The organism is Maritalea sp. S77 (genome assembly GCF_049801075.1).
Lineage (GTDB): Bacteria > Pseudomonadota > Alphaproteobacteria > Rhizobiales > Devosiaceae > Maritalea.
This window is the reverse complement of record NZ_JBNAGG010000001.1, coordinates 391381-405684: the sequence shown is the minus strand read 5'-3', so window position 1 is coordinate 405684 and position 14304 is coordinate 391381. Positions and strand designations below refer to the sequence as shown.

Genomic DNA, 14304 nt, shown 5'->3' with positions numbered 1-14304 from the left:
ATCTGATTAGATATTGAACGTGCCAACCACAGGCACGTGATCTGACGGCTTTTCACGGCCACGCATATCTTTATGAATTTCAATGGTTTCCAAGATATCCGCCGCTTGTGGTGAAAGCATCAAATGGTCGATCCGAATCCCATTGTTCCGACGCCAAGCGCCAGCCTGAAAATCCCAGAACGTATATGCCTCTTCGTCATTCACGGCACGCAAACCGTCTGTAAAGCCAAGATTGGCCAGCGCGCGGAAGCGTTCCAAGCTTTCAGGGCGGAACAGGGCATCGCCCCACCAATCCTTGGCACTGTGCGTGTCTGCACCCGTCGGGATAATGTTGTAATCCCCTAGAATGATAAATGGCTCTTCGAGCTTTAGGCGCTCTTCAGCCCAATCAATCAGGCGGTCCATCCACGTCAGTTTGTAAGGGAACTTTTCAGTGTCGACCGGGTTGCCATTCGGCAGGTAAATGCCCGCAACACGCACGGCACCTTCTGGTCGTGAGATAACGGTTTCGATAAAACGCGCTTGCTCGTCACTATCGTCGCCCGGCAATCCGCGAGTGATCTCGTCAATTGGGTGCAAAGAGAGCAGGGCAACACCGTTAAAGCTTTTCTGCCCGTGCGTGGCGACGTTATAGCCTAGTGCTTCAATCGCTTCGCGTGGGAAATTCTCATCAATGCTTTTAATTTCCTGCAACGCCACAAGGTCTGGCTTATTTTCATTCAGCCAATATTCAACCTCATTAAGGCGCGCTTTAATGCCATTAATGTTCCAAGTTGCGATTTTCACTATGCTTTTCCGATCCGAAAGAAAGTTGCCACGCGAGTCGCGATCATCCTATCGGGGCAGTCGCTAGAAAACAATCATGAGATGGCGGGTTTAAACCGCAAAGCTGGTCCCGCAGCCGCAAGATGCAACCGCATTTGGATTGTTGATTTGGAAACTCTGGCCAATCAGATCATTCACAAAATCAATTTCAGCCCCTTGCATAAATTCAAGGCTGAGCGAATCGATCAACACCGTGGCGTTTTTCTTTTGCAGCACCACATCATCGTCGGTGGCGCTTTCTTGCACCAAATTATATTCATATTGGAAACCAGAACAGCCGCCACCGGAAACCGCAACGCGCAAAACCGTGCCTTCCGGCTGCTTTTCCAGGATTTTCGCTATGCGCTCGGCAGCGCGATCTGTAAGCTGAACCTGTGTTTCTGCCATTTGCGTGTCAGACATTTGCCCTATCCTTATCCTGATGGCTTTTTTATAAGCCATCCAATTGCTAACACATAGATAAGCTTCATCATCGCCTTTGAAAAGAACCCTAAGGGTATAAAGGGTACAAATTTATGTCATCACAGCTCAATCTTGCCTCCTATGCGGCCGATCCGTTCAACAGTTTGGGGCGCCGCTATCAGGCAGACGACAGCGCCACGCGCAATGAATTTCAGCGTGACCGCGACCGGATTATCCATTCAAACGCGTTCCGGCGGCTCAAGCATAAAACCCAGGTCTTTTTGCACCATGAGGGCAATCATTACCGCACAAGGCTGACCCACACGCTGGAGGTGGCCCAAATCGCCCGCTCCATCGCCCGCTCACTCAAACTGTGCGAAGATTTGGCGGAAGCGCTGGCGCTGGCTCACGATCTCGGCCACACCCCATTTGGTCACGCGGGCGAACGCGTATTGCATGAAAAAATGCACGACCTTGGCGGGTTTGACCATAATATCCAAGCCCTGCGCCTGGTGACCCGATTGGAAAACCGCTATGCAGAGCATGATGGCTTGAACCTGACCTGGGAAACCTTGGAGGGCATCATCAAGCATAATGGCCCCCTGATGGACAGTGCGGGCAAGCCGACGCCAAAATATCAAAAGGAAGGTTTGCCCGGCGGCCTTGATGAGCCTTGGGCAGTTGCAGATCTGAGATATGACAGCTATGCCAGCCTCGAAGCGCAGGCAGCGGCGATTGCAGACGATATTGCCTATAATGCCCACGACATTGATGACGCCTTGCGGGCAGGCTTGTTGTCTCTGGAAGAACTGCGCGATGTGCCACCTGTCGGCCCGATTGTTCAGGAAGTGCAGAGCAAATATCCGTTGGTCGATCAAGATCGGCAAACCCACGAAGTTGTGCGCCGCTTGCTCACCCGCACCATTGAGGATGTGATTGTCGATGCCAAGCAACGCCTTGTCGCAGCAGATATCGAAACAATAGAGGATGTTCGGCAAGCGAACCAAACTTTGATTGGCTTTTCACACGAGATGGCTACCGCCGAAAAAGGGCTAAAAAGCTTCCTGTTTGATAGAGTATACCGCCATAAAAGCGTGATGGACCAAGTGGACCGCGCGCAGCACATTGTTGCCAAACTGTTTGATGCCTATCTCGCGGGAGAAGAACTGCCGGGCGAATGGAAAGAACGCGCGAAAGTCATCGAGAAAGAGAAGATGCCACGCCTTGTTTCCGACTTTATTGCCGGCATGACCGACCCTTATGCCACCACAGAATATAACCGTTTGTTTGACGCGGACGAGGATTTCCGCTAACCGCAATGCGCTAACAACAAAATGGAATGACCATCAATGGATTTATTCGCCTTATATCAATCGCGTATCGCAGATACTTTATCTGCATTGTTCCCTCAATTGGCCGGTACACCAGAGCTGTTGCGCCGATTTGTGGTTGAGCCTCCGCGCGATGCATCACATGGCGATATGTCCACCAACGCGGCGATGGTTTTGGCCAAGCCACTGAAATCCAATCCACGGGCAATTGCCGAGCAACTGGCTGAAAAGATTGGTGAATTTGAAGGCATTGAGGCTGTAGACATTGCAGGGCCAGGCTTCATCAATATGCGGCTAGCTGCAAGCGTGTGGCAGAAAATGATCGCCACCATCAACGTTGAGGGCGCTGACTTTGGTCGCCCAAAAGAAGTGCCGAGTGGAAAAGTGAATGTTGAATATGTTTCAACCAACCCAACCGGTCCAGTGCATGTGGGACATGCGCGTGGTGCTGTGTTTGGGGATGCACTAGCCAGCCTCATGGCTTTTTCACGCTACGAATTGTCGAAAGAATATTACATTAACGATGCAGGCGGCCAAATTGGTGTGCTCGCACGATCAGCAATGATGCGCTATCGCGAAGCGTTAGGGCAGAATATTGGGGAAATACCCGAAGGGCTCTATCCGGGCAAATATCTGATACCAGCAGGTGAAAAGTTAGCTAAAGAATTTGGCGACGAATTGCTGAACATGGATGAAGCTGCAGCCATCGACAAAATCAAACCAATCGTTCTTGATGAAATGATGGGCTTGATCAAAGCGGATTTGGCCAAATTGAACGTGCATCACGATCATTTCTTCTCGGAAAAACAACTGCACGGCGAAGATGGCGATATCCGCAAAACCTTGGATTGGTTGCGCGAAGAGGGTCTTGTCTATCAAGGCACCTTGGAACCGCCCAAAGGCAAAACGCCTGAAGAATGGGAAGATCGGGAACAAACCTTGTTCAAAGCCACTGACTTTGGTGACGATACAGACCGGGCTTTGGTGAAGTCAGACGGCTCATACACCTATTTTGCAGCGGACATTGCCTACCACCGCAACAAATATCTGCGCGGCTTCGATGAGCAGATCGTGGTGCTTGGTGCAGACCATGCTGGCTATGTGAAACGTCTGAAAGCAGCCGGCAAGGCTGTTTCTGGCGGCAAAGCCAATGTGGATGTAAAAATCTGTCAGCTGGTAAATTTGTTGCGCAATGGTCAACCCGCAAAAATGTCAAAACGGGCAGGGACCTTTGTGACCCTTGGCGATCTGGTCGATGAAGTTGGCCCAGATGTCGTGCGTTTCATTATGCTATTCCGCAGAAATGATGCGCCACTAGACTTCGACTTTGATGTGGTCACCGCCCAGACGCGCGATAATCCGGTATTCTATGTGCAATATGCCCATGCCCGTGCTTGCTCTGTGTTCCGCAATGCAAAGCGCGACTTGCCCGCTCTTGATCTTTCCTTGGACGCTTTGCAAAAAGCAGACTTGAGTCTGTTGAGCGATCCAGCGGAAATTGAGTTGATCAAAACGGCTTCACAATTCACACGTGTGGTCGCCGCAGCAACTGAAGCACACGAGCCGCACCGTGTCGCATTCTACGTGCACGAGCTCGCCAGCGCGTTTCATGCATTCTGGACAAAAGGGAAAGAACGTCCAGAGTTACGATTTGTTAACCTTGATGAACGGACAATAACATTGTCGCGACTCGCTTTGGTGAATGCAGTTCGGCAAGTATTGGCAAATAGCTTGGAAATTTTAGGAGTTTCTGCTCCTGATGAGCTATCATAATTCAGGCACAATGCTGTGTTGACTTACATTCGGGGCGAATACTTATTCTAACTATAGGGGCAGCGCGGCTACGCGCTGACCGTTAAATGGCAGATTCAAAAAAACCTGCAGACCAAGGTCTGGATCAATCAGATGATCTGATTGCAGAATTGGCCCGCATTGTGGCGGACGACGCAAAGCGCGCAACGGTGTCGCAATCTATCGAACAACGTGCGCAACAAGAGCGACCAACTGAACGGGCGAAGCCTGCTTCAGCGCCAAGTTCTGCGCCAAAATCTGCCTTCGCGGATCAGCAACAGCATGATCGACAGCAAGAGCGCCAAGAGCGTGAGCAACGCGAACCGGAACCAAGGCCAACCCCAGCTGCAGTGAGAATACCACCTCAACTGCCGGTTGAAGAGCCTGTAGCTGAGGAACCGCAAGAAACACCGACAAGCGCAGAGCCATTTGAGTTTGATTTTTCAAGCAACTATCGTGAAGAGCCTGCGGAGCCGGAAGAGGCGCCAGCAGATACTGAAGACTTCACTGCCGAAGTTGAGCGTCTTGTAGAGCAAGCAGAGCGCGAGCCACAGCCTGAGCCAGTTGCACCGCAAACACAAACGCCCGAACAGCGCCAATCAGCGGAGAGCTTGCGTCAAGAGGTGAATGCAGCTGCAGAAGTTGATGAAATCGCTGATTTGATTTCTCAGGCTGATGAGCCAAGTCCATCACAACAGCAACCAGCCGCATCTATGAGTAGCCAGTCTGTTGAAGCAGAACAGGTTGAGCCCGTTGAACCGCGCTATGACCATGAAACGGACGCACTGTATACTGATGAACCTTATATGGAGCAGGAAGAGCCGCCACAGCAGCAGGAGCCGACACCAGTTGCCGCGCCACCTGCTTATGAGCCGGAGCAACCTGCAGCTCCGCAAGCACCAGTAGATTATTCAAACACAGTGCCGAATGATCCGTTGGCTGAAATTGAGCGGCTCATTGAAGATACAGCAGAAGGCCAGCAGCGCACATCATCACCACACTCCTATTTGGACGCGGAAGATGATTACACAAATGCGCCCGCGGCCAAGGAAGATTCGTCAAGCGCTGCGGAGGCTGCCATTTTGGCGGCAATGGCTGCGGCGCGCCCGAGTTCACCACAAGCTGAAGCGCCAAAAGCGCAAGCTCCAATTGGTCCAGCCCCAGAACCTGCACCAACCGCCGCTGCGGCAGCTTCTCAGCGCCCAACAGCGCCATATTTGGATCGTGAACAGCCGGAATTCGCAACTTTGCCAAACGAAGAACCTGTCCGGCGGGTCAAAAAGAAGAAAAACAACAAGCTGCCGCTCTATGCCGGCGGCATTGCGACATTGCTATTGGTCGGCTTGGCTGGTGCGACAGTTTGGAACTTTATTGGTGGCGGGCAAACTGAAGGCGATGTGCCTTTGGTAACGGCACAAAATACGGACGTGAAACAGGTTCCGGAAAATACAGGCGAAGACACCGAAGCTCCATCTGTATTTTCCGCACTTGAAGGCCAAGGTGAAGATAGCTCAACTGAGCAACTTGTCTCTCGTGACGACACTGACGGTGCATCCGGTGAAGGCGTATCACGTGTCATCACCCCATCAAGCACCGAAGACAATAGCAATGGCCTGACCAACCGCAAGGTGAAAACCGTTACTGTATTGGCCGATGGCACCATCGTTACGGGTGATGAAGCTTCTGCAGGTGCGCAGCAGCTGCCAGATATTCGCCCGAACGTGCCATCTGTTTCAGGTGGTTCCAACGAAGGCACAACCACAAGCACAGATCCGATCGGCGATGCGATCCAGTCTGCTGAAAATACAGCTCAAGATGTACAAAGCACCTTGGAAGATGCCGCTAGCCTATTGACAGGTCAAGGCACAGACACGGCCGATACAACATCTGACGACCAAGCCTCGACGGCAGGTGAGGTGGTTGAAGATGCGCCGACACCACCATCGCGGCCAGAAGGACTTGGCACCGATCAGCCATTGGCATCGGCTGTGTTGAACAATGTGCCAACCACCAACACGTCGACCTCAAGTGGTGACGATCAACCGCTTGGTTTGGTACCAGATTCAACACAAAGCACGCAGACGCAACCGACAAGTACGGTGCCAGTGAACACATCGCAGAACACCGTAAACGCACCATATTATGTGCAATTAGCAAGTCAACGTACGCCAGAAGCAGCGCAGCAAACTGTCTCTTCAGTGTCCCGTCGTTTTGCAGGCGCACTTGGCGGCCAATCTGTCGGCGTAAATCGTGTGGATTTGAGCGATCGCGGCGTATTTTACCGTGTGTTGGTGCCCGCCAATTCGCTTGAAGCGGCTAATTCGATCTGTAACAGCATCAAGCTATCCGGCGGTGATTGCTTTGTAAGGAACAACTAGTACCCCTTTGGCAAAAGCCATAAAACAGTTGATGAGCGCAGGGTTGAGTTGACCCTGCGCTTTTTTTTGCGCCATGATTTAGACCACAGGCAGCAAGGATATTAATCACCATGCCCTTTCAGGAAGACGAGTTTGCACAACAACGAGAAGCGCCGCGCCAGGGCGTGATGTATGTTGATGTAAAGGGTTATGAAGGGCCGCTCGACTTGCTGTTGGATTTGGCGCGCAAGCAAAAGGTGGATCTAGCTCATATCTCCGTGCTCTCATTGGCTGAGCAGTATTTGGGATTTATCGAAACGCTTAAGGAACGTCGGATCGAAGTTGCAGCCGACTATTTGGTCATGGCGGCATGGCTTGCCTATTTGAAAAGCCGCCTCATGGTGCCGCATGATGATGAAGATGAAGAACCCAGCGGTGAGGAGATGGCCGCATTGCTTCAATTCAGATTGAAACGTTTGGAGGCCATGCGCGACGCGGCTGCCAAACTGATCAATCGACCACGGTTGGGGCGCGAAATTCACAAACGGGGCGACCCGGAAACCATCATCACCACCAAAACCAATCAATGGCAGGCAACCTATTACGATTTGTTGCGTGCTTATGTCATTCAGCGGGAAAAATCGTTTCCGCAAGATTATTCCGTCAAGGTTCGCACCGTGTGGTCACTCAGTGAAGCTGAGGAAATTTTGGAACGCCTGATCGGCCAATCTATGGAATGGGCACCATTGCACGTCTATCTGGCAGATTATCTTGGGGCCTCAGTCGAGGAGCGGCAAACCGCTCTCGCGTCATCTTTCACCGCCAGTTTAGAAATGGTGCGACAAGGCCAGATTGAATTGCGCCAGTCGGCACCATTTTCCCCGCTTATGGTGCGGCGTAAACGCCCGAACCCAGGCACCGACAACAAGTAATGCTTGGCCACATATCCTAAAATTGATAGATAAGGGCATAAATGGTGATCAGCGCTTAAAACGAGCTGCGGAACCATATAACAATAAAAGGCAAATCGATGGACACAAATGGCCAACAGAGCGAAATTAACATCCGCAATTTGCGGGTGTTGGAAGCGCTATTGTTCGCAGCCAAAGAGCCATTAGGTGCCGAAGATTTGCATCCGCATTTGTCAGAAAATGCAGACCTCGCCGATCTTTTGGAGCAATTGCAGCAGCGTTATCAGCATGCTGGTGTCAACCTTGTGAAACGGGGTGAGAAGTTTGCCTTCCGCACAGCGGAAGATTTGTCGTTCTTGCTGCGGCGGGACGATGTTGAACAAAAACCACTTTCTCGCGCGGCATTGGAGACCCTTTCGATCATTGCTTACCATCAGCCCGTAACTCGCTCTGAGATTGAAGATGTGCGTGGCGTTGCTACGTCGAAGGGCACTTTGGATGTGTTGATGGAAGCGGGGTGGGTGCGGATGCGTGGCCGCCGCAGAACACCAGGACGGCCCGTCACCTATGGCACAACGCTAGAGTTTTTGGATCATTTTGGCCTAGAACAGATCTCAGATTTGCCTGGCTTGGGTGAGCTTAAAGGTGCTGGCCTTCTATCCTCTAACCTTCCACCAGATTTCAATGTGCCCAAGCCACGCGATGGGGCATTGACCGAAGATGAAGATCCGCTTGAACCCGATGATGCAGGCGATGATCTGCTGAGCGAGTTGACCGCGACGACCAAATCGGATGATTCCTAATTTATGACTCAGCAACCGATTCAAACACGTCAAACCAAGGCCGATGTGCATTGGGGACCGCGCGGCACCGCGGGCATCAGCTTTGCTGCCGCACTTGAGTTTCAAGATGTAGATTGCACTGTGGGTAATACCCACGTGTTGCACAATACCAGCTTTGAAACTGCGCCCGGTGAAATCTTGTGCCTGTTGGGCGAAAGCGGCTCAGGTAAATCCACCATATTACGCGCTGCCGCAGGTCTGCAGGATATCGATTCTGGGCGCATCTTGATCAACAAGCGCGTCATGTCCGCCAAAAACGTTACTGTGCCGCCAGACAAGCGCGGCATTGGCCTGATGTTTCAGGATTTTGCGCTGTTCCCACATCTCTCGATCTTGAAAAATGTCGAATATGGTTTGAAATCTTTGGGCCGTGAAGAGTCACGCAAACAGGCGTTGCACGCACTCAAGCGGGTAGGGCTGGACTCACGCGCTGACGATTATCCGTCGCAGCTTTCAGGCGGCCAACAGCAGCGATTGGCGCTGGCGCGCTCCATCGCTCCAAAACCCGGCCTGTTGTTGCTTGATGAGCCGTTCTCCTCATTGGATGCGCGTTTGCGGGAAAGTGTTCGCGCGGAAACTTTAGCCGTGCTGCGGGAAACCCAAGCCACCTGTATTTTGGTGACCCACGATCCAGAGGAAGCTATGATTTTCGGCGACAAAATCGCGCTGTTGCGTGATGGAGATATTGCCCAAATTGGCACCTCCGACGAAATCTATAACCATCCAAAAGACATTGATGTCGCGCGGTTCTTTTCACCCGTAAGCGAGATCCCAACCGTTGTGCGCGGTGGTGTGGCGACAACACCTTTTGGCAATGTTGATGCAGGCGCCCGTGAAGATGGCGCGCGTGTAATTGTCGCAATGCGGCCTATCGGTGCTGTTTATATTGATTCAAGCGGATTGGGCACGCCGGGGCGGATTGTCGCCAAGCGAGACGCACTAGGTGTGGATACGCTTGAGGTGGCCGTTGCAGGCATAGACAGCACAATCCGTTTGCGTCAGCCCACAAATGTCAATATTCGCCCAGGGTTGGATGTAAATATTGCTATTAATCCCGAACACGTGCTTGTGTTTGATGCAATTTGACCATATTTGATGGAGTGTAGATCTTAGTGAGATCATCAGTTGAAGGAGTAAGAGAATGAATCCGGGTCCATGGGGTATTCTCATCATTGCCATCGCCGCCTTGCTATTGTTTGGCCGCGGTAAAATTTCCGGCATGATGGGTGAAGTTGCTTCCGGCATTAAGGCCTTCCGCAAAGGCATGCAGGATGACGAAAAGACAGGTGAAATCGAAAGCAACACAGTCGATGCCACCAGCAAAGAGAAAGAAAAAGAGAAGCAAGACTAATCCAATTGGTCATGCTGCCTTGCCTGTAATCGGCGACAATTCATAAGAGGAGCAATATGCTCAATATCGGCTGGAGCGAGATGTTGATCATCGCGGCATTTGCATTAATTGTCGTGGGGCCAAAAGATTTGCCCGCATTATTGCGTCAACTGGGCCGCATGTTTTCCTCTGTGCGTCGTATGGGCAATGAATTCAAATCTGAGCTGACAAAAGTCGCAGCAATTGATGAATTCAAAGAAGCCAAAAAATCAATCACTGATCCGTTGAACCAGACATCTAAGCAGATTTCTGATGAGTTCAACAAAGTGAGTGAAAATGGCGTCGAGCCAACAGGCAAAATCAAACCAAAGGTTGAGGGAAGTGAAAGCGTCGCTGATGAAATTCGCGAGGCGGCGGGGCTACCACCTGTTCCACAACCAGATCCTGACGCGGCTGCCGCGTCAATGAAAGAAGCTGTGAAGCGCGGGCAAGAACGCGCCGCAGAATCTGCTGCACAAGCTGAGGCCGCCAAAGCCGCAGCGAAAGCGAAAACGGCTGAAAGCAAAGCAGGAGAAACTGGCGCGAGCGCTGCCAAAACGCCTGCTAAAAAGGCCCCGGCTAAATCATCAACGGCAAAAAAAGCGCCAGCGCGCAAGCGCACAGCTGCGTCAAAGACCAGCGCGAGTGGCACGGCGGCAAAGAAAACTGCAACCAAACGCACTACCGCTAAGCGGGCACCAGCAAAAACCGCAACTGCCAGCAAACCGACCACGGCAAGTAAGGCTTCAACAACGCGCAAACCTGCCGCAACTAAAAAACCTGCCACGGCCAAAAAAGCCGCACCGCGCACACGCGCTAAAAAAGCCAGTGCAACAACTAAGGAGCAATCATCATGAGCAAGCTCCTCGAAAATCCAGAAGCACAGCAAGACGCTGACGACCAAGAAGTAGCCCAAAGCGAAGCCCCTTTGATGGAGCACCTTGTCGAGTTGCGCCAACGCTTGATCTATTCGCTGGTCGCGGTTGCTGTTCTATTTGTCGCCTGCTTCTTCTTCGCCAGCCAGATATTCAACATCTTGCTCGGCCCATTTGAACGCGCAGTTGGCAATATTGAAGATGTGGAGCTGATCTATACCGCACCGCAGGAATTCTTCTTTACCCAATTGAAAGTCGCGCTGTTTTCCGCGATCTTCTTGGCATTCCCAGTCATTGCGATCCAAATTTACCGCTTCATTGCACCAGGTCTTTACAAGCGCGAACGCCGCGCTTTCCTGCCGTTCATTGTTGCGACGCCAATTCTTTTCATACTCGGTGCGAGCCTTGTTTATTTCGGCGTCATGCCGCTGGCGATGAAGTTTTTCATTTCGCTTGAACAAACTGGGTCAGGCCAAGCTTCCATTCAAATGGTCACGCGGGTTTCTGAATATCTTTCATTGACCATGACCTTGCTACTGGCGTTTGGCTTTTGTTTCCAGCTGCCGGTTATTTTGGTGCTTTTGGCGACAGCCGAGTTGATTTCATCAGATAATCTGAAGTCATGGCGCAAATATGCGATTGTTGGCATCTTAACGCTGGCCGCATTTTTGACACCACCAGAACCGATGACACAATTGGGATTGGCTGTGCCTGTGTTCTTGCTTTATGAGCTTTCGATTCTTGCCGTTCGCCTTGTGGAGCGATCGCGCAAACCCCTTGAGTCCGAGACTGATTCAAGCAACTAATCAAAAATACAAAAACGGCAAACCGCCGGAGAAAAAAGATGTTCGATATTAAATGGATCCGCGCCAATCCAGACCTATTTGATGGGTCATTGGCGCGCCGGGGCGCTGAGCCCATGGCCAACGCTTTGATTGCACTCGACGATGAGCGTAAGAAAACTGTGCAGCAACTCAATGAGTGGCAGGAGCAACGCAACGCGTCATCAAAACAAATTGGGCAAGCCAAATCTCAGGGCGACGAAGAAAAAGCGCAAGCGCTTTTGGCCGAAGTCTCAGATTTGAAATCTAAAGTGCAAGCGGGCGAAGATCAGGAACGTGAGCAAACTGCCGAGCTGAACAAGATTTTGGCTGGTGTGCCCAACTTACTTTTGGACGATGTGCCAGACGGTGAAGATGAAGACGCTAATGTTGAACGCCACAAAGTTGGCGAGCCAATGCGCTTCAACTTTGAACCGAAAGAGCATTATGAGCTAGGCGAGGCGCTTGGCCAGATGGACTTCGAAACCGCGACCAAAATTGCCGGTTCACGCTTTGTGGTGCTGAAAAACGATGTTGCACGTTTAGAGCGGGCTTTGGGCCAATATATGCTCGATCTGCACACCCAAGAACATGGCTTCACTGAAGTGGTCGCGCCACTACTGGTACGCTCTGAAGCCTTGTATGGTACGGGCCAATTGCCGAAATTCGCGGAAGATGCATTTCAAACAACTGATGAACGTTGGCTTATTCCAACGTCTGAAGTGTCGTTGACCAACTTGGTGCGCGAAAGCATGTTGAGCAAAGAAGAACTGCCGCTGCGCTTTACGTCTTTGACTCCATGTTTCCGCTCTGAAGCTGGTTCTGCGGGGCGCGACACGCGCGGTATGTTGCGCCAGCATCAATTCTACAAAGTGGAAATGGTAGCAGTAACAACGCCAGACACATCGCTCGATGAACATGAGCGCATGCTGGGTTGCGCCGAAGCTGTGATGAAGGGGCTGGACATTCCATATCGCGTGATGCGTTTGTGCGCCGGCGATATGGGTGCCACGATGCAGCGCACCTACGATATTGAAGCGTGGTTGCCAGGGCAGGACACCTACCGCGAGATTTCATCTGTATCCGTTGCGGGCGACTATCAGGCGCGCCGTATGCAAGCGCGCTATCGCGACGATGATGGTAAGCCGCAATATGTGCACACATTGAACGGTTCCGGCGTGGCCACCGGCCGTGCACTGATTGCGGTGATGGAAAACTATCAGCAAGATGACGGTTCAATCGCCATTCCAGACGTATTGCAGCGCTATATGGGCGGCCAAACGAAGATTTCGGTTAGCTAATGAAAGATAACCCGCGCATTTTGATCACCAATGATGACGGAGTCGACGCGCCCGGCATCAAGGTGTTGGAACAAATTGCGCGGGAAATATCCGAAGATGTGTGGGTTGTCGCCCCACAAACCAACCAGTCTGGTGTGGGGCATAAATTCACTCTTGGACAAGAGTTGGAAATCGAACAGCGCGACGCACAAATTTATGCTGTTAATGGCTCACCCGCTGATTGCGTGGTAACGGGCATGACGCATCTGCTCAAAGATCAGCCTGCAGATATTGTGCTTTCTGGCGTCAACCGCGGCCAAAACATTGCTGATCTTATGAATTGCTCAGGCACAGCGGCAGGCGCCAGAGAAGGCGCGTTGCAAGGTGCACTGGGCATCGCCTTGAGCCAAAGCATGGACTTTTCCAACGAGCATTTGATCGAGTGGGATTGCTCAACAGCCTATGGTGCGCAAGTGGTGCAGCAAGTCATGGCAGCCGCGCAAGGCACTGAAACATATTACAACATCAACTTCCCACGCTGCGAGGCGGCCGAAGTGAGTGGTGTTGAAGTGGTGCCACACCAACGATTTGCAACCTCGCCTTTTGAGTATTATCCGTCAGACAATGCGGGTAAACATTTCGTGGCAATATTGGATACGCCAAAGCCGCTAACACCTGAAGCCGATTGCGTCCGTTTGCTGGACCATAACGCCATCACCGTCACTCCGCTCTTGCTACAGCAAACTGATATGAAAGAATTGAAGCGACTGTCTGGCGCTTTTCAGTTTTCAAAGGTCAGTCACGATGCAGGATGACGAGCCAGAAAATGTAGAATGGGCAAAAGCTTCCTTGGTGCTCAGTCTTCGCCAAAAGGGCATCACTAAGCGCGAGATCGTGGACGCGTTCGAGCGAGTCCCCCACGAACTTTTTGTGCCAGAAGAATTTGCGTCCCACGCCTATAAGGACTGCGCATTGCCCATTGAATGCGGCCAGTCGATGACATCGCCTGTCAAAGTGGCTCATATGCTGAATAAATTGCAGTTTGACGAGGTTGTGCCAAAAATATTGGAAATCGGCACCGGCTCAGGCTATGCCACGGCGCTTTTGTCTCGATTCGCCAAGCGCGTGTTTACCATTGAGAAGTACGGCACCTTGCTGAGACTTGCCCAAGATCGTTGGGAAAAGCTCAAAATTTCCAACATTGTCAGCCAACATAGTGATGGTTTGGACGGGTGGGTACACCAAAGCCCATTTGATCGGATTTTGTTGACAGGGTCAGTTAAGTCCGTGTCACCGCAACTGCTGGATCAACTGGGCGAGGGCGGTATTTTGATGGCCCCCATCGGTGCACCAAATGAGTTGCAACAACTCACCTGTTTTGAGCGTGTTGGTGACCAATTTGCAGAAGATGTTGTTGGCACAATTCGCCTCGCGCCACTAATGCATGGAAAATCTCAGACTCTTTAAACTCCCCTTTACCTTAATGAATTTATAGTGGGT

The 14304-nt window shown here is 51.6% G+C and carries 14 protein-coding genes; 12 read left to right on the top strand and 2 right to left on the bottom strand.

The genetic code is table 11. The features are described from left to right. Window positions 1-6: 6 nt before the first annotated feature. Both xth and erpA read right to left on the bottom strand, forming a co-directional pair. Window positions 7-786, bottom strand: a complete 780-nt coding sequence (gene xth / locus ACP15Y_RS01820) for an exodeoxyribonuclease III (RefSeq protein ID WP_424981305.1) — start codon at window positions 784-786, stop codon at window positions 7-9. 90 nt (window positions 787-876) lie between these two features. Beyond that, window positions 877-1212 carry an iron-sulfur cluster insertion protein ErpA gene (gene erpA, locus ACP15Y_RS01815; protein WP_133572155.1) on the bottom strand — a complete coding sequence of 112 codons (336 nt, stop codon included), beginning with the start codon at window positions 1210-1212 and terminating at the stop codon, window positions 877-879. Window positions 1213-1340: 128 nt separating this feature from the next. Between erpA and ACP15Y_RS01810 the strand changes: the two genes are divergently transcribed. From ACP15Y_RS01810 to ACP15Y_RS01755, 12 genes are all read left to right on the top strand, one after another. Beyond that, complete coding sequence (locus ACP15Y_RS01810; protein ID WP_424981304.1) at window positions 1341-2540, top strand: deoxyguanosinetriphosphate triphosphohydrolase; 1200 nt, start codon at window positions 1341-1343, stop codon at window positions 2538-2540. A gap of 36 nt (window positions 2541-2576) precedes the next feature. Then, window positions 2577-4331 carry an arginine--tRNA ligase gene (gene argS, locus ACP15Y_RS01805; RefSeq protein WP_424981303.1) on the top strand — a complete coding sequence of 585 codons (1755 nt, stop codon included), beginning with the start codon at window positions 2577-2579 and terminating at the stop codon, window positions 4329-4331. 86 nt (window positions 4332-4417) lie between these two features. Continuing rightward, complete coding sequence (locus ACP15Y_RS01800) at window positions 4418-6727, top strand: SPOR domain-containing protein (RefSeq protein ID WP_424981302.1); 2310 nt, start codon at window positions 4418-4420, stop codon at window positions 6725-6727. 110 nt (window positions 6728-6837) lie between these two features. Beyond that, the gene (locus ACP15Y_RS01795; RefSeq protein WP_424981301.1) at window positions 6838-7638 is read left to right on the top strand and encodes a segregation and condensation protein A; all 801 of its coding nucleotides are present in this window, start codon (window positions 6838-6840) and stop codon (window positions 7636-7638) included. 98 nt (window positions 7639-7736) lie between these two features. Then, entirely contained in the window at window positions 7737-8420 is a 684-nt protein-coding gene (gene scpB, locus ACP15Y_RS01790) for an SMC-Scp complex subunit ScpB (RefSeq protein WP_424981300.1), read from the top strand. 3 nt (window positions 8421-8423) lie between these two features. Then, window positions 8424-9545, top strand: coding sequence for an ABC transporter ATP-binding protein (locus ACP15Y_RS01785; RefSeq protein ID WP_424981299.1), 1122 nt, complete (start codon window positions 8424-8426; stop codon window positions 9543-9545). 55 nt (window positions 9546-9600) lie between these two features. After that, a complete protein-coding gene (locus tag ACP15Y_RS01780) occupies window positions 9601-9810 on the top strand; it encodes a twin-arginine translocase TatA/TatE family subunit (protein WP_424981298.1) in 210 nt (69 codons plus the stop codon). 56 nt (window positions 9811-9866) lie between these two features. Next, window positions 9867-10685 carry a Sec-independent protein translocase protein TatB gene (gene tatB, locus ACP15Y_RS01775; RefSeq protein WP_424981297.1) on the top strand — a complete coding sequence of 273 codons (819 nt, stop codon included), beginning with the start codon at window positions 9867-9869 and terminating at the stop codon, window positions 10683-10685. After that, complete coding sequence (tatC, locus tag ACP15Y_RS01770; protein WP_424981296.1) at window positions 10682-11509, top strand: twin-arginine translocase subunit TatC; 828 nt, start codon at window positions 10682-10684, stop codon at window positions 11507-11509. The genes tatB and tatC overlap by 4 nt, the downstream gene beginning before the upstream one ends. A 38-nt stretch (window positions 11510-11547) precedes the next feature. Continuing rightward, window positions 11548-12825, top strand: coding sequence for a serine--tRNA ligase (gene serS / locus ACP15Y_RS01765; RefSeq protein ID WP_424981295.1), 1278 nt, complete (start codon window positions 11548-11550; stop codon window positions 12823-12825). Next, window positions 12825-13619 (top strand): 5'/3'-nucleotidase SurE, encoded by a 795-nt coding sequence (gene surE / locus ACP15Y_RS01760; protein WP_424981294.1) that lies wholly within the window; start codon window positions 12825-12827, stop codon window positions 13617-13619. The genes serS and surE overlap by 1 nt, the downstream gene beginning before the upstream one ends. Then, a complete protein-coding gene (locus ACP15Y_RS01755) occupies window positions 13609-14271 on the top strand; it encodes a protein-L-isoaspartate(D-aspartate) O-methyltransferase (protein WP_424981293.1) in 663 nt (220 codons plus the stop codon). Before surE ends, ACP15Y_RS01755 begins: the two co-directional genes overlap by 11 nt. Window positions 14272-14304 lie beyond the last annotated feature (33 nt).